This window comes from Pseudomonas sp. TE3911 (assembly GCF_054062775.1).
The window spans coordinates 388,921-409,436 of record NZ_JBSSFP010000001.1 but is presented as its reverse complement, the minus strand read 5'-3'; the positions used below and the strand labels follow the sequence as shown (position 1 = coordinate 409,436).

Annotated in this window: 18 protein-coding genes; 6 read left to right on the top strand and 12 right to left on the bottom strand. The window is 59.3% G+C overall.

What is annotated here, in order from left to right; all coding sequences use genetic code 11:
• Nucleotides 1-14: 14 nt before the first annotated feature.
• Nucleotides 15-728 (bottom strand): 6-phosphogluconolactonase, encoded by a 714-nt coding sequence (gene pgl, locus ACVWXD_RS01910; protein WP_032891007.1) that lies wholly within the window; start codon nucleotides 726-728, stop codon nucleotides 15-17.
• Nucleotides 715-2,181, bottom strand: coding sequence for a glucose-6-phosphate dehydrogenase (zwf, locus tag ACVWXD_RS01905; protein WP_032891006.1), 1,467 nt, complete (start codon nucleotides 2,179-2,181; stop codon nucleotides 715-717). Before zwf ends, pgl begins: the two co-directional genes overlap by 14 nt.
• A 219-nt stretch (nucleotides 2,182-2,400) precedes the next feature.
• Here zwf and ACVWXD_RS01900 point away from each other — a divergent pair, with 219 nt between their 5' ends.
• A complete protein-coding gene (locus ACVWXD_RS01900; RefSeq protein ID WP_169851198.1) occupies nucleotides 2,401-3,261 on the top strand; it encodes a MurR/RpiR family transcriptional regulator in 861 nt (286 codons plus the stop codon).
• 122 nt (nucleotides 3,262-3,383) lie between these two features.
• On the opposite strand, the gene ACVWXD_RS01895 is transcribed toward ACVWXD_RS01900, so the two are convergent.
• From ACVWXD_RS01895 to ACVWXD_RS01850, 10 genes are all read right to left on the bottom strand, one after another.
• Nucleotides 3,384-4,229: a D-hexose-6-phosphate mutarotase gene (locus ACVWXD_RS01895; protein ID WP_032891005.1), complete on the bottom strand. Its 846-nt coding sequence runs from the start codon at nucleotides 4,227-4,229 to the stop codon at nucleotides 3,384-3,386.
• A 99-nt stretch (nucleotides 4,230-4,328) separates the two neighbouring features.
• Nucleotides 4,329-5,675: a carbohydrate porin gene (locus ACVWXD_RS01890; protein WP_457370623.1), complete on the bottom strand. Its 1,347-nt coding sequence runs from the start codon at nucleotides 5,673-5,675 to the stop codon at nucleotides 4,329-4,331.
• Between the two features lie 85 nt (nucleotides 5,676-5,760).
• Nucleotides 5,761-6,921 (bottom strand): ABC transporter ATP-binding protein, encoded by a 1,161-nt coding sequence (locus ACVWXD_RS01885; protein WP_032891003.1) that lies wholly within the window; start codon nucleotides 6,919-6,921, stop codon nucleotides 5,761-5,763.
• Nucleotides 6,922-6,923: 2 nt separating this feature from the next.
• The gene (locus ACVWXD_RS01880; RefSeq protein WP_032891002.1) at nucleotides 6,924-7,769 is read right to left on the bottom strand and encodes a carbohydrate ABC transporter permease; all 846 of its coding nucleotides are present in this window, start codon (nucleotides 7,767-7,769) and stop codon (nucleotides 6,924-6,926) included.
• Nucleotides 7,762-8,670: a carbohydrate ABC transporter permease gene (locus ACVWXD_RS01875; RefSeq protein ID WP_003175732.1), complete on the bottom strand. Its 909-nt coding sequence runs from the start codon at nucleotides 8,668-8,670 to the stop codon at nucleotides 7,762-7,764. Before ACVWXD_RS01875 ends, ACVWXD_RS01880 begins: the two co-directional genes overlap by 8 nt.
• Before the next feature lie 80 nt (nucleotides 8,671-8,750).
• Nucleotides 8,751-10,037 carry an ABC transporter substrate-binding protein gene (locus ACVWXD_RS01870; RefSeq protein WP_032891000.1) on the bottom strand — a complete coding sequence of 429 codons (1,287 nt, stop codon included), beginning with the start codon at nucleotides 10,035-10,037 and terminating at the stop codon, nucleotides 8,751-8,753.
• A 104-nt stretch (nucleotides 10,038-10,141) separates the two neighbouring features.
• The gene (locus tag ACVWXD_RS01865) at nucleotides 10,142-11,401 is read right to left on the bottom strand and encodes a D-mannose isomerase (protein ID WP_260367601.1); all 1,260 of its coding nucleotides are present in this window, start codon (nucleotides 11,399-11,401) and stop codon (nucleotides 10,142-10,144) included.
• A 250-nt stretch (nucleotides 11,402-11,651) separates the two neighbouring features.
• Nucleotides 11,652-12,497 carry an ATPase gene (locus tag ACVWXD_RS01860; protein WP_032890998.1) on the bottom strand — a complete coding sequence of 282 codons (846 nt, stop codon included), beginning with the start codon at nucleotides 12,495-12,497 and terminating at the stop codon, nucleotides 11,652-11,654.
• A gap of 126 nt (nucleotides 12,498-12,623) precedes the next feature.
• A complete protein-coding gene (locus ACVWXD_RS01855; RefSeq protein WP_032890997.1) occupies nucleotides 12,624-13,622 on the bottom strand; it encodes an NAD-dependent epimerase/dehydratase family protein in 999 nt (332 codons plus the stop codon).
• Between the two features lie 52 nt (nucleotides 13,623-13,674).
• Entirely contained in the window at nucleotides 13,675-14,568 is an 894-nt protein-coding gene (locus ACVWXD_RS01850) for a LysR family transcriptional regulator ArgP (protein ID WP_032890995.1), read from the bottom strand.
• Nucleotides 14,569-14,665: 97 nt separating this feature from the next.
• Between ACVWXD_RS01850 and ACVWXD_RS01845 the strand changes: the two genes are divergently transcribed.
• The 5 genes from ACVWXD_RS01845 (at nucleotide 14,666) to ACVWXD_RS01825 (ending at nucleotide 20,485) form a co-directional block, all read left to right on the top strand.
• On the top strand, nucleotides 14,666-15,067 hold the full coding sequence (locus ACVWXD_RS01845) for an ACT domain-containing protein (RefSeq protein WP_032890994.1): 402 nt from the start codon (nucleotides 14,666-14,668) through the stop codon (nucleotides 15,065-15,067).
• A 5-nt stretch (nucleotides 15,068-15,072) separates the two neighbouring features.
• Nucleotides 15,073-15,675 carry a LysE/ArgO family amino acid transporter gene (locus tag ACVWXD_RS01840; protein WP_032890993.1) on the top strand — a complete coding sequence of 201 codons (603 nt, stop codon included), beginning with the start codon at nucleotides 15,073-15,075 and terminating at the stop codon, nucleotides 15,673-15,675.
• Nucleotides 15,676-15,852: 177 nt separating this feature from the next.
• A complete protein-coding gene (locus ACVWXD_RS01835; protein ID WP_032862548.1) occupies nucleotides 15,853-16,449 on the top strand; it encodes a superoxide dismutase in 597 nt (198 codons plus the stop codon).
• Nucleotides 16,450-16,963: 514 nt separating this feature from the next.
• Nucleotides 16,964-19,015: a putative bifunctional diguanylate cyclase/phosphodiesterase gene (locus ACVWXD_RS01830; RefSeq protein WP_099602785.1), complete on the top strand. Its 2,052-nt coding sequence runs from the start codon at nucleotides 16,964-16,966 to the stop codon at nucleotides 19,013-19,015.
• A gap of 126 nt (nucleotides 19,016-19,141) precedes the next feature.
• A complete protein-coding gene (locus ACVWXD_RS01825) occupies nucleotides 19,142-20,485 on the top strand; it encodes an imelysin family protein (RefSeq protein WP_457370622.1) in 1,344 nt (447 codons plus the stop codon).
• Nucleotides 20,486-20,516 lie beyond the last annotated feature (31 nt).

Below are 20,516 nucleotides of genomic sequence, written 5' to 3'. Positions count from 1 at the left end.
GGCTGATCCTTGGCTCATGGGCACCAGTAAATCTCTAAAGTAGGTTGCAAAAACGCGCGAATCGGCATGGCAGCAACGTCGTCACTGGCCAGGGCGGCGCTCAAGGTGGTCAATTTCGAACTGCCGGAAATCGACAGCACGGTGTAGTTGGCTGTGGCCAGCAACGCGCGACTCATGGTCAGGCGCTGGTGCGGCACGGTCGGCGCCAGCATCGGCCAGCAACGACGGGTACCGTCGGCCTGCAACGCTTCGGCGAGGTTCGGACTGTTGGGAAACAGCGATGCGGTGTGACCGTCATCGCCCATGCCCAGTACCAGCACATCAATGGCTGGCAACTCGGCCAGCAGGCGATCGGCCTGCTCGGCAGCGTCTTCTAGATTGGCGGCGGCGCTGTACAGACTCAAAAACTTGGCCTTGGCGGCCGGGCCTTGCAACAGATGCTGTTTCAACAAGCCAGCATTGCTGTCGGCGTGTTCCACCGGCACCCAGCGCTCGTCGGCCAGGGTAATCGTGACCTTGGACCAGTCCAGGCCTTGCTTGGCCAAGTTCTGGAAAAACGCCACAGGGCTGCGGCCACCGGACACAACCAGGGTCGCTTCGCCACGGGCACTGATGGCCGTGCGCAGTTGCTCTGCCACGTCATTGGCCAGGCCGTCCGCCAGTTGCACTGGCGTGCGGTACTCATGGGCAGTTACGCCACGAGGCAGTTTCAATTCAGATATCGCCATACCAAGACCTCCCATCCCGCGTGATCAGTGCAATGGAGCTCATCGGCCCCCAGGAACCCGCCGCATACGGCTTGGGCGCATCACCGGATTTTTTCCACCCGGCGATCAACTGGTCACACCACTTCCACGCGGCTTCGATTTCATCTTTACGGACAAACAGGTTCTGATTGCCGCGCATCACTTCCAACAGCAAACGCTCGTAGGCATCGGGGATGCGCGCGCTGCGATAGGTGTCGGAAAAATTCAGTTGCAGAGGCCCGCTACGCAGTTGCATTCCCTTGTCCAGGCCCTGCTCCTTGGTCATCACACGCAGGGAAATCCCTTCGTCCGGCTGCAAGCGAATGATCAGTTTGTTGCTGATCTGCAAGCGCTGCTCGGGGGCGAAGATGTAGTGAGACGGTTCCTTGAAATGGATGACGATCTGCGACAGCTTCTGCGGCATGCGCTTGCCGGTGCGCAGATAGAACGGCACCCCGGCCCAACGCCAGTTACGAATATCGGCCCGCAGTGCGACGAACGTTTCGGTGTCGCTCTGGGTGTTGGAATTCTCTTCTTCCAGGTAACCCGGCACCGCTTTACCGGCGCTGTAGCCGGCGATGTACTGGCCACGTACAACCTGAGTGGTCAGGCCATCCGGGCTGATCGGCGCCAGGGCCTTGAGCACCTTGACCTTCTCGTCACGGATGCTGTCGGCCGACAAATCGGCCGGTGGGTCCATGGCGATCAGGCAAAGCAGTTGCAGCAGGTGGTTCTGAATCATGTCCCGCAACTGGCCTGCCTTATCGAAGTAGCCCCAACGGCCTTCGATACCGACTTGCTCGGCCACGGTGATTTCCACGTGGGAGATGTAGTTCTGGTTCCACTGGGTTTCGAACAGGCTGTTGGCGAAACGCAGGGCGATCAGGTTCTGGACGGTCTCTTTGCCCAGGTAGTGGTCGATACGGTAGGTGCGGTTTTCCGGGAAAAACTGCGCCACGGCATCGTTGACCTTGCGCGAGGACTCCAGGTCCGAACCGATGGGTTTTTCCAACACCACACGGGTGTTTTCCGCCAGGCCGACCTTGGACAGGTTCTCGCAGATAGCGCCGTACACCGCGGCCGGGGTGGCGAAATAAGCGATCAGGCGTTGCTCGGTACCCGCCAGTTCAGCCAGGGCCACGTAGTCGTCGGCCTTCATGAAGTCGACGTGGACGTAAGTCAGGCGCGCCAGGAAACGCTGGGCGATGCTTTCGTCCAGTTCGTTGCCGACATATTTACGCAGTTCTTTTTCGATATGAGCCAGATGCTGCTGTTCGGAACCGGCTTCACGGGCCAGGGCCAGGATGCGCGTGTCGTCGTGCAGCAGCCCAGCGCCATCAAGTTGATAGAGGGCAGGAAATAACTTGCGCAGCGCCAGATCACCCAAGGCGCCAAACAGGGCAAAGGTGCAGGGTTCTACGGTTATCGAAGGCATGATGTTTGTTCTTTTATCAAGTTAAGCTACAAATACCTTTTTTCAAGGCATCACTCAAGGAAAAATGTAGTAATAACCACAACATTTTCCCGAAATACGCATTCCGAGTGGTGGTGTTCAGCTACCCTCAGTAGGATAGGCCACCGCGAAAAGCCACTCGTCGATTGGCTGCCGCCCTTTATTTGCATCGTCGCCCGAAGGAAAGACTGAATGGACCGCGTGCGAAATCTTCTGGAACAGATCCGGAACCGCCTCGAAGAATTGAACAAGGCTGAGAAAAAAGTCGCCGAGGTCATCCTGCTCAACCCGCAGCAGGCGACCCGCTTCTCTATTGCCGCCCTTGCCCAGGCCGCTTCGGTCAGTGAACCGACGGTCAACCGTTTCTGCCGTTCGTTCGGCGTCAGCGGTTACCCTGAACTCAAATTGCAGTTGGCGCAAAGCCTGGCCAGTGGCGCAGCTTATGTCAGCCGTGCCGTGGAGGCCGATGATAACCCCGAGGCCTACACCCAGAAGATCTTTGGCAGCGCCATTGCGTCCCTGGACAGCGCCTGCCAGGCCTTGGACCCGAACCTGATAAGCAAGGCCGTGGACTTGTTGATCCAGGCGCGGCAGATCCACTTCTTCGGCCTGGGCGCGTCTGCGCCGGTGGCCATGGATGCGCTGCACAAGTTTTTCCGCTTCAACCTGTCGGTGACCGCCCACGCCGACGTGCTGATGCAACGCATGATCGCCTCAGTGGCGCACACCGGCGAGTTGTTCGTGATTATTTCCTACACCGGGCGTACCCGCGAGTTGGTGGAAGTAGCGCGTATCGCACGGGAAAACGGCGCATCGGTGCTGGGCGTGACTGCCGAGAATTCACCGCTGGCAAAGGCCAGTACCGTGAGCCTGAACATTCCGCTGCCGGAAGACACCGACATCTATATGCCGATGACCTCGCGGATCATTCAGCTGACGGTGCTGGATGTGCTGGCCACCGGCATGACGTTGCGCCGTGGCGTGGATTTCCAGCCGCATCTGCGCAAGATCAAAGAGAGTTTGAATGACAGCCGGTATCCGGTTGGGGATGAGTTCAACTAAGCCAGTCTGTGTGTTGGCTTCACTGGCCTCATCGGGGGCAAGCCCCCTCCCACATTTGAAATGTATTCACAAATCAAACTGTGGGAGGGGGCTTTCCCCCGATAGGGCCATCAGCCACACCGCTAAACCCCAGCCCGCGCCTGCAAGCTGAGATGCGCCCGCTCCCCCGGCGCCAGACTTGCGCCAGCCATCGCCGACTCCACGCACACAAACCCCGACGCCTCGTTAAAACTGACCCCCAGCAACGGCCGGCTGCCTGGATGCCACACCACGGTGTCCGCACTGTCGCCAGTGTCGATACACAGTTCACGCTGCCAGGCGTGATCCTTGAGCTGCAGTTCACCTTCGTGCTGGAACACCCGCTGGCACCCACCGTCCACCCGCAATTCGCCTTCCTGCTGACAAGCCTGACGATTGAGCTGGTCATAACCTTGGGCGCCGTCGAGCCCAGACAGCGCTATCTCGTCGACGTGACCAATACGCCAGTAAGCGTGCAAAGCATGGCTCAACTGGCATGGGAGTTCGTCTTGATGCTCGGTGCTCAGGCGCAGTTCCAGGGTTTCACCCAGGTGCGCGTGCAGGTCGACCTGCCAGTCGCACAACTGCAATTGCCAGTGCAGGCGTACACCGTCGTCGTCGGTGCTGCTGTCGAGCAGTTTCCAGTCGATCAATCGCGCCCAGCCATGGGATGGCCACGCGTTCTCGCTCGGGTGACGGCCGTACCACGGCCAGCACACCGGCACGCCACCACGGATGGCGCCGACTTGCGGCCACTTGGCCGCGCACCACAACCAGGGTTTCTGGCCACGGGGTTGGAAATGCAACAGTTGCGCGCCCTGCCGGCTGAACACCGCCTGACACAGCGGATGGTCAATCACCAACACATCGCGCATCTGAAAGCGCTCCCAGGCGAACACTGGACGCTCGCGCAAGGATTTGAAAAAGCGTTGCAGCGGATGCTCATGCATGTGCCACGGTCCCGAATATCACAGTGCCACCCAAAAAAAAGCGGATAGCCATGGCTACCCGCAAATGCGCACAGAGAGAAGGAGCTTATCGCAACAACGTTAGAACGTAGACTGAATTTTCAGGCCAGCCACCAACGCGTTGTCGACTTTATCCACGCCGCCCGGTTGGACAACGTATTGCAGGTTGGGACGCACGGTCAGCCAGTTGGTGACGTGGAAGCCGTAGTTGATTTCGAAGTTGTACTCGGTCTCGCGAATCGGCGTGTACTGCGCACTGTCATAGTCACTTACGCCATTATCGGCGTTCAGCAGCTCAGCGTTCTTCTTCACATCATTGTTGACGTGCAGACGAGCAGCACCAATGCCGACGTCATCTTTTGGACGCGCGTCGAATGGACCTTTGTACACCAGCATCAAGGACTGGTAGTTGTCGACCAGGTTGGTTTCCTTGTCGTGGAAGGTGGCGTTCGCTGCGATGTTCAGGCCGCGCGAAGCATCGCCGTTGTGCGTAGTGAGCTGCTGTTGTGCAACGAACCAGTAGCCTTTCTTGCTGCTGCGGGTACGGAAGTCTGCGCCAGTGAGGACCGCATTGCCGCCGTTGACGTCTTCACGCACGTCCGGTGCATCAGCCGCGCTCTTGTAGTAACCCACACGGTATTCGCCCGGCAGGTTGTTAACTTTCGGCGACCAGACCAATTCCACCGGAATCACGGTGCCCTTGGTGCCACTGCCGCTGAGCTTGAAGCCGTTGCCGTGCTCAAGCTGCGATGGGTTCTGGTTGTAGGCACCGATCTGCGCGTACAACTCAGGCGTGATGTTGTACTTCACGCGAATGGCCGCCTGGCTGACAGGCCAGTTGTACCAAGTGTTCACGTAGTTACCGACTTGCGAGCCGCAGAACGACAGGTTCTGGAAGTCGCATGGGAAGGTGTTGAAGTCTTCGCCTTCACCGAAGTAGCCGAGCTTCACATCCAGCTTGTTGTCGAACATCTGGTGTTGAATCCAGAACTGGGTCAGACGCACCATGTGGCCACGACCGTAGACTTCCATCGACGAGCTCAGCGTGCCGGCACGCGGATCGCCAATGCGGTCGTTGGAGATGTTCTGGCCATTACGGTTGGTCAACTGGATCTTGGCCTGAGTGTTATCCCAGCCCCACAGCTTTTGCAGATCCAGTGCTACGCCCAAACCAAACTGGTCGGAGTAACGACCAGTCTTGTCGTCGTTGTAGCCACCATGCAGGTTGGCGCCCATCTCCCCAACGTAGTCGGCCTTGATATCGATACCTTGCTCGATCAGCTTGGTACGCTCGCCGCCCCAATCGCCGGTCATCCACTTGGAATCGGCGCTGAATGCATCGGCCGCCATCGCATTGGCGGACAATACCAGGGCTGCTGCTGCTGACAGTTGGCAGATCAGCCGAGTGTTGTTGTGTTGCTTTTTCATCCCTACATCCTCGTCTTTATTGTTATTAAACTGTTTTTATCTAACGCGGGTTACATTTTTTAACTAAAACAACGACTTATATCGTTCAGCGGCCCTTGAACTGAGCCACGTTATCGGCATGTCCCTGTGTCGGCACTGAGGCAGCAGTGCCCAGACGCTCCCCCGTCTTGGCGTCGAACAGCAACACCTTGGCCGGATCGAATTGCAGGGTCAGGGTCTCGCCCACCTGGGGTGCCACATCGGGCGCCAGGCGGCAGCAGACCTTGGTGTCATTGAGTTGCACGAACACCAGGGTGTCCGGTCCGGTTGGCTCGGTGACCTGAACTTCGGCACGAATGCTCGATGCGCTGTCGCCCTCGCCTGTCGCCAACATGATCTGCTCCGGGCGCAGGCCCAGGATCACGTCGCGGTCTTCAAGACCCGCATCCGTCACGTTCAGCGCCAGCTCACAACGGGCCTGGCCGCTGTCGAGCAGTGCCACCAAGCGACCGTCCTTGCGTTGCAGGCGCAGAGGTACGAAGTTCATCGGCGGCGAACCGATGAAGCTCGCCACGAACTGGTTGGCCGGGTTGTTGTAGATCTCTTTCGGCGTGCCGAACTGCTGGATGATGCCGTCCTTCATCACCGCCACTTTGTCGCCCAGGGTCATGGCTTCGATCTGGTCGTGGGTCACGTAGACGGTGGTGGTTTTCAGACGCTGGTGCATCAGTTTCATTTCGGTGCGCATCTCGACGCGCAGCTTGGCGTCGAGGTTGGACAGCGGTTCGTCGAACAGGTAAATCTTCGGCCGACGCGCCAGGGCACGGCCCATGGCCACGCGCTGTTGCTGACCGCCGGAGAGTTGGCCCGGCTTGCGGTTAAGCAGGTGTTCGATTTGCAGCAGCTTGGCCACGCGCGCCACTTCGGCGTCGATGTCGGCTTGCGGCATCTTGCGGATCTTCAGGCCAAACTCGATGTTCTCGCGCACGCTCATGGTCGGGTACAGCGCGTAGGACTGGAACACCATGGCGATGTCGCGATCCTTGGGGCTCATGCCGCTCACATCCTGATCACCGATCATGATCGCACCGCCGGTGATGGTCTCAAGGCCGGCGATGCAGTTCATCAGCGTGGATTTACCGCAACCCGAAGGGCCGACCAGGATCAGGAATTCACCTTCCTTGATCGACAGTTCGATGTTCTTCAAGGTGTCGGGCAGGCCGGCGCCATAGGTCTTGTTTACATTGCGAAGTTCAAGCGTAGCCATGATTACCCCTTGACCGCGCCGGCCGTCAGGCCGCGCACGAAATACTTGCCTGCGATCACATAGACCAGCAGGGTCGGCAGCCCGGCGATCATCGCCGCCGCCATATCCACGTTATATTCCTTGGCCCCGGTGCTCGTGTTGACCAGGTTATTCAGCGCCACCGTGATGGGCTGGGAGTCGCCACTGGAGAACACCACGCCGAACAGGAAGTCGTTCCAGATCTGAGTGAACTGCCAGATCAGGCAGACCATGATGATCGGCGTCGACATCGGCAGAATGATCTGACGGAAGATGGTGAAGAATCCTGCACCGTCCAGGCGCGCAGCCTTGATCAGCGCATCCGGAATGCTCACGTAGTAGTTACGGAAGAACAGCGTGGTGAACGCCAGGCCGTAGACCACATGGATGAACACCAAGCCTGTGGTGGTGCTGGCCAGGCCCATCTTGCCGAGGGTGAACGACGCGGGCAGCAGCACGGTCTGGAACGGCAGGAAGCAGCCGAACAACAGCAGACCGAAGAACAGCTGCGAGCCACGGAAGCGCCAGAACGACAGCACATAACCGTTCAATGCGCCGATGGCGGTGGAAATGAGCACAGCCGGAACGGTGATCTTGATCGAGTTCCAGAAGTAACCATCGACGGTGTCCCAGGCCTTGACCCAGCCGATGCCGGTGACCACGGTGGGCCAGCTCAGCAGGTTGCCGTTGGTGATGTCTTCCGGGGTCTTGAAGCTGGTGAGCAGCATCACCACCAGCGGCACCAGGTACAGCAGCACGGCGAGGATCAGCACCGCGTAAATCGCGATGCGGCTCAGGCTGATGGACGGTTTAGAGGCGAGACTAGTCATTACGTTTGGTCCTCAGCTCGGAGTAGAGGTAAGGCACGATGATCGCGAGGATCGCACCGAGCATCAGGATTGCACTCGCCGACCCCATGCCCATCTGGCCACGGCTGAAGGTGAACGAATACATGAACATCGCTGGCAGGTCGGACGAGTAGCCCGGACCTCCAGCGGTCATCGCCGCCACCAGGTCGAAGCTCTTGATGGCAATGTGCGCCAGGATCATCACCGCACTGAAGAACACCGGACGCAGGCTCGGCAGCACCACGCTCCAGTAGATGCGCGGCAGGCTCGCGCCGTCGATCTGCGCGGCGCGGATGATCGATTGATCAACGCCACGCAAACCGGCGAGGAACATCGCCATGATGAATCCGGAGGCTTGCCACACAGCAGCGATTACCAGGCAATAGACCACACGATCCGGGTCGATCAGCCAATCGAGACGGAAGCCTTCCCAGCCCCAGTCACGCAGGAGTTTGTCCAGGCCCATGCCCGGGTTGAGCAGCCATTTCCAGGCGGTACCGGTGACGATCATCGAGAGCGCCATCGGGTACAGGTAAATGGTGCGAATGAAGCCTTCGCGGCGGATTTTCTGGTCGAGGAAAATCGCCAGCGTCACGCCGATCACCAAGGTGATGCCGATAAACATGCCGCCAAACAGCGCCAGGTTCTTGCTCGCCACCCACCAGCGATCGTTGTCGAATAAACGCTCGTACTGCGCCAGACCCGCCCATTTGTAGCTTGGCAGGAACGTGGATGTGGTGAACGACAGCACAAACGTCCACAGGATGTAGCCGTAGAAGCCCACCAAGACGATGAACATGCTGGGCGCCAGCACCAGTTTGGGTAGCCAGCGCTGCAGTGCATCGAACGGCGAGGCTTTGCTGAACACAGCAACAGAACTCATGGGGAAATCCAATACAGGGAAAAAGGACTACAGGAACAGGCCTTGTGAGGGGTTAGGGGTCCCCCTCACAAGGTCAGCTTTTACTTGGCTGACTTGATCGCAGCGCCGAGTTTCTTGGCGGTGTCGGCCGGGTCTGCTTTCGGGTCGTTGATGAAGTTGGTCACGACATCAAAGAACGCGCCTTGCACGGCCAGTGTGGTGGCCATGTTGTGCGCCATGCTTGGCTGCAGGCCGCCAGACTTGGCGTCTGCCAGGAAGTCTTTGGCAGCGGTCTGGGCGCAGGAGTCAAAGCCGAGTTTGTCCATTTCATTGAGCATGTCGGTACGAACAGGGATCGAACCCTTGTTGATGCTGAACACTTTCTGGAAGTTTTCACCCAGCACGACTTTGGCGATGTCCTGCTGACCGGCAGCGGTGCCTTTGTCTTTCTGCTTGAACACCGCCAGGGAGTCGATGTTGTAGGTGAAGGCTTTGTCGGTGCCCGGGAAGGCTACGCACTCGTAGTCTTTACCGGCGACTTTCTTGGCGGCAGTCCATTCGGACTTGGCCCAGTCACCCATGATCTGCATACCGGCCTTGCCGTTGATGACTTTCCCAGCTTCGAGGTTCCAGTCCTGGCCTTTGCCATCGACGTCCATGTAGGTCGCGACTTTCTTAAGCTCGGTGAGGGACTTGACCATTTCCGGGCCGGTCAGCGCGGCGTTATCCAGGTCAACCAAGGCTTTCTTGTAGCCATCGGCACCCATCACCGAGAGCACGACCGCTTCGAACACGGTGCTGTCCTGCCAAGGCTGGCCACCGTGGGCGAGCGGAATAAAGCCCGCAGCCTTGAGCTTGTCGCCGGCTGCGTAGAATTCTTCGAGGGTGGTTGGGTTCTTGGTGATACCGGCTTTCTTGAAGACTTCCGGGTTGATCCACAGCCAGTTCACACGGTGAATGTTGACCGGCACGGCGACGTAGTCACCGTCGTACTTCACGGTGTCGGAGACTTTCTTGTCGAGCAGGGAGTCCCATTTTTCTTCTTTGGCGACGTCTTTGAGCACGTCAGTGTCGAGCAGGCCAGTGGACGCCCATTCCTGGATATCGGGGCCTTTGATCTGGGCAACGCCGGGAGGGTTACCGGCGACCGCGCGGCTTTTGAGCACGGTCATGGCAGTGGCGCCACCGCCGCCTGCAACGGCACCGTCTTTCCAGGTGAAGCCGTCTTTCTCGACTTGGGCCTTCAGGACATCTACAGCCGCTTTTTCGCCACCCGAGGTCCACCAATGCACAACTTCAACCGTACCTTTGGAGTCGGCGGCAAATGCACTGAGGGGAAACAACGAGGCAACGGAAATAGCTACGGCGAGGCGATTAATCGCGTTCATCTGAATACCTTTTCTTGTTGTTATGCATGCAAGTCTAGAGCTTGCGCTGCACGGAGTTTAAACATGGTTTTTTCGAGCGCGGGTAACAAAGGGACGCACAAATGTCACCAGTTGGTGACATAGCGCCCAGCGCTTAATGCGCTGGTCATGCTTGGTGCCAAGGGCAGTGCAGGCAGCACCACCGCTTGCCAGGCATGGTACAGGTCCGGCTTGCCCCCCCAGATAGTGCTGCTGGGCTGGTTATGCGGGTTGAGTTCGTGGTGCCAACTGCCGTGGATGCGGTCGATAAAGTGGGTTTCGCAGAACTCCCAGAAGCGCCGATACCAGGTTTCGTAATGCAGTTCGCCAGTGCGTTTAAGCAAGGCTTGGGCTGCGGCGCAGGCTTCGGCGTGGGTCCAATGCAAGCGTTCGCGCACCACCGGCTGGTGATTCCAGTCCAGGGTGTAAACGATGCCGGGGGCGCCATCCACGGCCCAGGCGTATTCGCAGGCGCTGGCGAACAAGCCTTTGGCGTCGCTCACCAACCAATCCGGCGTGGCCAGCCCCGCTTGCAGACGGGCGGCCTCGAGGTGCAGCACCAGCCGCGCCCATTCAAAACCGTGACCTGGGGTGATGCCGTAGGGGCGGAAGCCGTCGGCGCGGTTATCTTCGTTGTAGTTCAGCAACGGGCGCCAGTGCGGGTCGAAATGCTCGATGACCATAAACTGGTTACTGGCGGCGTGGGTGTGGATCACGCGCTCGACTATACGCAGTGCACGGTCCAGCCAGCGGGTATCGCCCGTCACATCGGCCAATGCAAGGAAGGCTTCGGTCGCGTGCATATTGCTGTTGGCGCCGCGATAGGCTTCGACGCCGCTCCAATCCTGAGCAAAGGATTCGAGCATAACGCCCTCCTCTTCGCTCCAGAAAAACTGGTCGATGATGTGGGTCGCATCATTGAGCAGGTTTTGCGCACCAGGCGCGCCCGCCACCACGGCAGAACTGGCTGCCAGGGCGACGAAAGCATGCAGGTAGGCGGCCTTACCGGTATTGCCATCGAAGGCCTGAGGCGTGGCGAACCAACCGCCGTGTTTGCTATCACGCAAAGGGCCACTGAGAGCCGCAACACCGTGCTCAACCAATTCGGCATAGCCCGGCAAGCCCATGGCATGGGCCATGGCGAAGCTGTGGGTCATGCGTGCGGTATTCATGGTTTCGGCGTGGGCATTGGCTGGCAGTTGGCCTTTTTCGTCGAGGTTGCCAAAACCTTCAGGCAGACGCGAGGCCTTGGCGAATGCCAGCAAGCGCTGCCCTTCGGCGGCGAGCCAAGCGTGATGGGCAGGTGCATTCAGCCAACTGCTGGCAGGCAGTCGTTGCGTAGTCATGGGTGGCCCTTATTATTTTTTGTGGGGTGACCGGAGTCTAAACAAGGGCGAGATGAGGGCAAGTAACGAAGGGGAAGGTAAATGTCACCAAGCAGTGACAATGTTAAAGGTGAGCATTATTCCACCCTCAGCATCCAATCCAAATGTAAGAGGGGGCTTGCTCCCGATAGCAGAGTGTCAGTCGTTACATCTATTGACTGATCCACCGCCATCGGGACCAAACCCCCTCCCACATTAAGGCTGGTTTTGATCATTGACCCAGAGGGGTGATCTTCGCCGGTGCGTTGAGCTGTTGTTGCAGGTTCTGCACCTGGCTTTGCAGGGTAGTGATATTGCGGGTGGTCTGGATGCGGAACACATCGAACTCTTTATTGGTCGGCGCATCGTTATTGGCCGGCTGGTTGTCCTGCGCACTTTTGAGCACAACCAAATCCTGCTCAAGACGGGCGATGGCGGCGCTTGGGTTGCCTTGTTTTTTCAGCGCGGCAACGTCGGCGACCAACTCTTTTATCTCACCGTCGCGCTTGCCTGCATCACCTTGCGCAGCCTTGAGGCTGGCTACGGCGTCGGTCAGGGCCTGCACCTGACCTTGCAGCTTGGCATTGGCGCTCGACAGCTCGTTGGTGCTGGACGTCATTTGTGCGAGACGCTTGTCCAGTTCGGTGGCCTGGCCGGCTACGCCGAGTTGCTGCTTGCCCTGCTCCAGCAGTTGGCTTTCCAACTGCTTGATCTGCAGTTTCAATGCTTCGCTGCCGTTGTTCACGCTGGCTTCGCTGGCCACCACTTTGCCGGAGATATCCTGCAGGCGCCCCGCCGCTTCTTCGCTGATCCGCGCAAAACTTTCCTGGGTGGCAACCAACTGCTGGCCCATCAGGGATATCTGCTGGAAGCTCCACCAGGCCAGGCCGGCAAAGGCGATCAGCAGCGCGCCGATCAATGCCCACAGCGGGCCGGTGCTGGCGCCCTTGACCTTGACGACCGGCACGTTGCGCGAACGCACCGAGGTGGCCGGGGAAGGTTCGAAATCATCGTCATCCCCATGATCGGCCCGCAGGCTGGGAACGTTGTCGAAATCGTCTTTAGCATCGTTACGCATGAATCAACCCTGAATCGGTGAGTTAGCTGGCTGGTGGCCGAGCGACGGGAGTATAAACCCCAGCCCCGTCGCACTGATCGACCCGGAACCCTGAATTCGGTTCCCGATGTGTTGCCTGGTGTGACCTTATTTGAGCCCCGGATCCTGCGCCTTCCACCAACTGCAGAACTCGTCGAGGGCGGTCCACAGGCTGACCTTCGGCTCGTAATCCAAATAATGCCTGGCGCGGCTGATGTCGAGGGTGAAATCTTTGTTCATCACCTGCATGCCCAGACGCGTCAACGCCGGCTCCGGGCGCCCGGGCCACAGTGCGCAGACTGCCTCGTTCAACGCCGCCACGCTGTAGGACAAGCCGTAGGACCGATACCGGGTGACCTGAGGCAGTTCCATTTGGCGCATCACGTAGTTCACCACATCCCACACCGGCACTGGCGCGCCGTTGCTGATGTTGTAGGCCCGCCCCAACGCCGAACCGGGGGCCAGCAAACTGCTGAGCAGGGCTTCGTTGAGGTTATGGATACTTGTGAAGTCGACCTTGTTCAGGCCGTCGCCGACGATCGCCAGGCGCTTCTTGCGCTGCATTTTCAGCAAGCGCGGGAAAATGCTCATGTCCCCGGCACCAGTAACGAAACGCGGGCGCAGGGCGAGCACTTCAAGGCCGAACTCCTGGGCACCGAAAACCTTTTGTTCCGCCAGGTATTTAGTCGCAGCGTAGGGATGTTTGAAGCGTTTTGGCACTTGTTCTTCAGTCAGGCCCAGATGATCGCGGCCATCAAAATAAATCGAAGGCGACGACAGGTGCACCAGGCGCCCAACCCGCTGTTTAAGGCAGGCTTCAACGACGTTTTCGGTGACCAGCACGTTGCCCTGGTGAAAGTCCTGGTAACGCCCCCACAGTCCCACCGCACCCGCGCAGTGCACCACGGCTTCGACATCGCGGCACAGGTCGCGCACCAGGTCGGCGTCGTTCAGATCACCCTGGATAAACTCGGCGCCGCGCCGTACCAGGTGTTCCACACCCTCGGCGCGCCGCCCGTTGACCCGCACGTCCAGGCCCTGCTCCAGGGCGAAACGCGCAAAGCGCCCGCCGATGAAGCCGCTTGCGCCGGTGACCAGAATCTTCATGTATTACCCCGTGTTCTTTCGTTTTTCATCGCTGTTGCCTTGACGACCGCTCTCAGTCCAACGGCACCAACCATTGGCCACATGCGTGGGCCAAGTGATCGGTCAGCAGGCCCAACAACTGCCCGCCACTGCGCCAATGATGCCAGTACAACGGCACATCGATGGGCTTATCTGGCAATAACTCCACCAGCACACCCTTTTCCAGCTGGTCGCGAACCTGCAGTTCAGGCACCAATCCCCAGCCAAGCCCGGATTCCGCCAGGCGGATAAAGCCTTCGGACGATGGGCATAAATGGTGTTCGAAACCACCGTCCACGCCGAGGGATGCCAGGTAGCGGTGCTGTAGGAAGTCATCCGGACCAAACACCAGCGCTGGTGTGCGGGCCAGTTGATCGGCGCGCACTCCCTGTGGAAAGTGACGGGCAATAAAGGCCGGGCTGGCGAGGGCCCGATAGCGCATGGCGCCCAACAACAGACTGCGGGCGCCGGCCACCGGACGTTCGCTGGCGCAGATACACGCAGCCACTTCACCGGCGCGCATGCGTTTGAGACCAACGGTCTGGTCTTCCACAATCAGATCCAGCAGCAAATGCTGTTCGGCGCAGAAGTCACTGACGGCCTCAGCCCACCACGTGGCAAGGCTGTCGGCATTGAGGGCGATGCGCAGGCGTTCGGGCATGCCTTCTTCGTCCAGCGCGGGCACCTGGCTTTGCAGATCGCGCTCCAGCAAGCGCACCTGCTGCACATGGTTAAGCAGACGTCGGCCAATATCGGTCGGCGTCGGCGGTGAGGCGCGCACCAGCACCGGCTGGCCGATGCGCGCTTCCAATAATTTGATGCGCTGGGAAATCGCCGATTGCGACAGCCCCAGCACTTGGGCGCCTCGTTCAAAGCCAGCCTGTTCCACCACCGCCGCCAGGGCGGAAAGCAATTTATAGTCGAACATCAGTTTCTCTAATGAGCGATCAGCAGTATTGGTTTTTCTTATACAGGTAAGCCCGTGAGAATGACCAGCATTGCTTACCTCTATCAAGGAATCTCACATGGCTGGCGAAACCGCCCTGGCAACCCTGTTGCGCAGTATGAGCCCTCACCTCAATGACGGTGATTACGTGTTCTGCACCCTGCCCGATCACAACATCCCGGCAGGATGCGAAGTGATCGGCAGCTTCCGTGAACAGGAAGGCCTGACGCTGATCCTGGAACGCCAGCAAGCCGAACACGCTGGGTTGGCCTTCGATTACGTAGCCGCCTGGATCACCCTGAATGTGCATTCAGCCCTGGAAGCCGTTGGCCTGACGGCCGCCTTCGCCAGTGCGCTGGGCAAGGCTGGGATCAGTTGTAACGTGATTGCCGGCTACTACCACGACCATCTATTTGTCGGCCGGGCCGATGCAGAACGCGCGATGCATGTGTTGCGGCAACTGGCTACGGACTCGGAGTAAACCCTATGTGGCAAAGCTATCTGAATGGGCTGTTGGTGGCGCTGGGCCTGATCATGGCCATCGGTACGCAGAACGCTTTTGTATTGGCGCAAAGCCTGCGCCGTGAACATCACCTGCCGGTGGCGGCGTTGTGCGTGGTGTGTGATGCGCTACTTGTGGCGGCCGGGGTGTTCGGCCTGGCCACGGTCCTTGCGCAGAACCCGCTGCTGTTGGCAGTTGCCCGCTGGGGCGGCGCGGCCTTCCTGTTGTGGTACGGCACCTTGGCACTGCGTCGGGCGTTCTCGACACAGAGCCTGGAACAAGGCGGCAACCTCAAAGTGCGCTCGTTGCGCGCGGTGATGCTCAGTGCCTTGGCGGTGACACTGCTCAACCCTCACGTTTACCTGGACACGGTGCTGCTGATCGGCTCACTCGGCGCGCAACAGACCGAACCTGGCGCCTACGTAGCAGGGGCCGCAAGTGCATCATTCCTGTGGTTTGCCACCCTGGCACTCGGCGCCGCGTGGCTGGCCCCTTGGCTCGCACGCCCGGCCACATGGCGGCTGCTGGACTTGGTGGTGGCAGTGATGATGTTCAGCGTGGCTTACCAATTAATAAGCGCGCCATGAACTTATTCCAAAAGGCTCTGGAACCTCTATCCCACACAGTTGTTGCGTGGTTTTGCCGCACCCCCGGTGCTATGATCCTGCCCCTGCGCCGCAAAGAGTACAAACTCCCCGGCGCTTGTTTGGCCGCCCGTGATCGGCCTTGCGCTCACCGCAACTGACCTGATTAGGAGAATCATCATGGCTTTCGAATTGCCGCCGCTGCCCTACGCACACGATGCCCTGCAGCCGCACATCTCCAAGGAAACCTTGGAGTTCCACCACGACAAGCACCACAACACCTACGTCGTGAACCTGAACAACCTGGTGCCTGGCACCGAGTTCGAAGGCAAGACTCTGGAAGAGATCGTCAAATCTTCTTCGGGCGGCATCTTCAACAACGCCGCTCAGGTCTGGAACCACACTTTCTACTGGAACTGCCTGGCGCCAAACGCCGGCGGCCAACCAACCGGCGCGCTGGCTGAAGCCATCAACACTGCGTTCGGTTCGTTCGACAAGTTCAAGGAAGAGTTCACCAAGACGTCCGTCGGCACCTTCGGTTCCGGTTGGGGCTGGCTGGTGAAAAAGGCTGACGGTTCCCTGGCCCTGGCCAGCACCATCGGCGCCGGCAACCCGCTGACCAGCGGCGACACCCCGCTGCTGACCTGCGACGTTTGGGAACACGCCTACTACATCGACTACCGCAACGTACGTCCAAAGTATGTGGAAGCGTTCTGGAACCTGGTCAACTGGAAGTTCGTGGCTGAGCAGTTCGAAGGCAAGACCTTCACTGCCTAAGCAACCCTTGCAGTAGAAAGAGCCCGGCGATTGCCGGGCTTTTTTGTGGGCGTCGACTCTGGACCGACCGGGAAGTGCGGAACTCAATAAGCGGAATACGCCACCCAACCGGTGAGAGGAATACACCTCTCACTCAATGTCGGAGAATCAGTGATGAATCCAATGTCGATGATCGGCGGCGCAGCCTCCGCGCTCTTGCCTGTCCTGGGTAAAGCGGCGGAAATAGGGATGGATGTGGTTAAGGACATATTGGGCGCCAAGGCTCCTCAGTTAGGGGCGGATCAACAGCCACCAGCCCCGCCAAAGATTGAGTTTTAATCCGCCACCCGCTTGACGCCCCTTCGCACTCGCACGCGTAACAAATAACGGCGGATCAAATCCGCCGTTTTCCTGCCCCCTGCCCGAACAAAACATCCATCCCCTTCTCACTGCAATGTTCCTTTGACTGCCATCACCAGATTGCCAATACTCATGGCATATTGAAGGCCACCCGCATGAGACAAGGAATGCCCCTTTGAAGCTGGAACTCAAAAACAGCTTGTCGGTGAAGTTGCTACGGGTTGTGCTGCTGTCGGCATTGATCGTGGGCGTTGCGCTGAGCGTGGCGCAGATCGTTTTCGATGCCTACAAGACGCGCCAGGCCGTGGCCGAAGATGCCCAGCGCATCCTCGACATGTTCCGCGACCCCTCGACCCAGGCTGTCTACAGCCTGGACCGCGAGATGGGTATGCAGGTGATTGAAGGTCTGTTTCAGGACGATGCCGTGCGCATGGCCTCCATCGGCCATCCCAACGAAACCATGCTCGCGGAAAAAAGCCGCGCTTTGCAGCATTCCTCCAGCCGCTGGTTGACCGACCTGATTCTGGGACAGGAGCGCACGTTCACCACCGCATTGGTCGGCAAAGGCCCCTACAGCGAGTACTACGGCGACCTGAGCATCACCCTCGACACCGCCACCTATGGCAAAGGCTTTATTGTCAGCTCAGTGATCATCTTTATTTCCGGGGTATTACGCGCATTGGCCATGGGCCTGGTGTTGTACTTGGTGTATCACTGGCTGCTGACCAAGCCGCTGTCGCGGATTATCGGGCACCTGACGTCGATCAACCCGGACCGCCCCAGCGAACACAAGATCCCGCAGCTCAAGGGCCATGAACGCAACGAATTAGGGTTGTGGATCAATACCGCCAATCAGTTACTCGAATCTATCGAACGTAATACCCATCTGCGCCACGAAGCAGAAAGCAGCCTGCTGCGCATGGCCCAGTATGATTTCCTGACCGGCCTGCCGAATCGCCAGAAACTGCAGGAGCAGCTGGACAAGATCCTGATCGACGCCGGCCGCCGTCAGCGCCGCGTGGCGGTGTTGTGCGTGGGGCTGGATGATTTTAAAAGCGTGAACGAGCAGTTCACCTACCAGGCCGGCGATAAATTGCTACTCGCCCTGGCCGACCGTCTGCGGGCCCACAGCGGCCGCCTCGGCGCGCTCGCCCGCTTGGGGGGTGACCAGTTCGCCCTGGTACAGGCCGATATCGAACAGCCTTATGAAGCCGCCGAACTGGCGCAAAGTATCCTCGACGATCTGGAAGGGGAATTCGCCCTCGACCACGAACAGATTCGTCTGCGGGCCACGATCGGCATCACCCTGTTCCCGGAAGACGGTGACAGCACCGAGAAGCTGCTGCAAAAAGCCGAACAGACCATGACCCTGGCCAAGAGCCGTTCGCGCAACCGCTATCAGTTTTATATCGCCAGCGTCGACAGCGAGATGCGCCGTCGCCGTGAGTTGGAGAAAGACCTGCGGGACGCCCTGGGACGTGACCAGTTTCACCTGGTGTACCAACCGCAGATCAGCTATCGCGACCAGCATGTGGTCGGTGTGGAAGCGCTCATCCGCTGGCAACATCCAGAACACGGCTTGGTGCCGCCGGACCTGTTTATCCCGCTGGCCGAACAGAACGGCACCATTATTGCGATCGGCGAATGGGTGCTGGACCAGGCTTGCCGGCAATTGCGCGAATGGCATGACCAGGGTTTCATCGACCTGCGCATGGCGGTCAACCTGTCCACCGTGCAGTTACACCACGCCGAATTGCCGCGGGTGGTCAATAACCTGATGCAGATTTACCGTTTACCGCCGCGCAGCCTGGAGTTGGAAGTTACCGAAACCGGGCTGATGGAAGACATCAGCACCGCCGCCCAACACCTGCTGAGCCTGCGCCGCTCCGGGGCGTTGATCGCCATCGATGACTTTGGCACCGGCTATTCATCGCTCAGCTATCTCAAGAGCCTGCCGCTGGACAAGATCAAGATCGACAAAAGCTTCGTCCAAGACCTGCTGGACGACGACGACGATGCCACCATCGTGCGGGCGATTATCCAACTGGGCAAAAGCCTGGGCATGCAGGTCATCGCTGAAGGCGTGGAAACCGCCGAGCAAGAGGCCTACATCATCTCTGAGGGCTGTCATGAAGGTCAGGGCTACTACTACAGCAAACCCTTGCAGGCCCGGGAGCTGGCAGTTTTTCTGAAGCAGGCTGAGCGTAATAACGCAGCCATTCTCTGACGTGGCAAAACGATACTGAATATTTCCCGCGTTTAACCCTTTACACAAAATGCAAATCTTTCGCATTATGTTGCAGTTTTGCGCGCCCCCGCGTGCCCTATTAACAACCGAAGCAGGATGTTCGCCATGATTCGTATGCCCCTGGCCACCGCCAGTCTGCTGGCCATTGCCATTTCTCTCGTCGGTTGCGGCGAAGGTAAAGACAAGGCCGCAGTGCCCCAGGCGCCGACCCCGGCCGCCAGCACCACCGCTCCAGCGGCTGCCACTCCTGCCGGTCAGGTCGACGAAGCGGCTGCCAAGGCCGTTGTCGCGCATTACGCCGATATGGTCTTCGCGGTGTACAGCGATGCCGAATCCACCGCAAAAACCCTGCAAACCGCGATCGACGCCTTCCTCGCCAAGCCCAACGACGAAACCCTGAAAGCCGCCCGTGCCGCTTGGGTTGCAGCGCGCGTGCCGTACCTGCAGAGCGAAGTGTTTCGCTTCGGCAACACCATCATTGATGATTGGGAAGGTCAGGTTAACGCCTGGCCCCTGGACGAAGGCCTGATCGACTACGTCGACAAATCCTACGAGCACGCCCTGGGTAACCCAGGCGCCACTGCCAACATCATCGCCAACACCGAGATCCAGGTCGGCGAAGACAAGATCGACGTGAAGGACATCACCCCGGAAAAACTCGCCAGTCTTAACGAGCTGGGTGGTTCCGAAGCCAACGTCGCCACCGGCTACCACGCCATCGAATTCCTGCTCTGGGGCCAAGACCTGAACGGCACCGGCCCTGGCGCCGGCAACCGTCCTGCCTCGGACTACCTGACCGGCGATGGCGCCACTGGCGGCCACAACGAGCGTCGTCGTGCCTACCTCAGCGCCGTGACCCAATTGCTGGTCAGCGACCTGCAGGAAATGGTCGGCAACTGGAAACCCAACGTCGAAGACAACTACCGCGCCACCCTGGAGGCAGAACCTGCCACCGACGGCCTGCGCAAAATGCTGTTCGGCATGGGCAGCCTGTCCCTGGGCGAGCTGGCCGGTGAGCGCATGAAGGTTTCCCTGGAAGCCAACTCGCCGGAAGACGAACACGATTGCTTCAGCGATAACACCCACAACTCGCAGTTCTACGACGCCAAGGGCATCCGCAACGTCTACTTGGGCGAATACACCCGCGTCGACGGCACCAAGATGACCGGCGCGAGCCTGTCGTCCCTGGTAGCCAAGGCCGATCCGGCTGCCGACACCGCTCTGAAGGCCGACCTGGCTGCGACCGAAGCCAAGATGCAGGTCATCGTTGATCATGCCAACAAGGGTGAGCACTACGACCAGTTGATCGCGGCCGGCAACGACGCAGGCAACCAAATCGTGCGCGACGCGATTGCTTCGCTGGTCAAGCAGACCGGTTCGATCGAAGCCGCAGCGGGCAAGCTGGGCATCAGCGACCTGAACCCGGATAACGCTGATCACGAGTTCTGATCAGTGCCGTGTTGAATGAGGCGACCTTCGG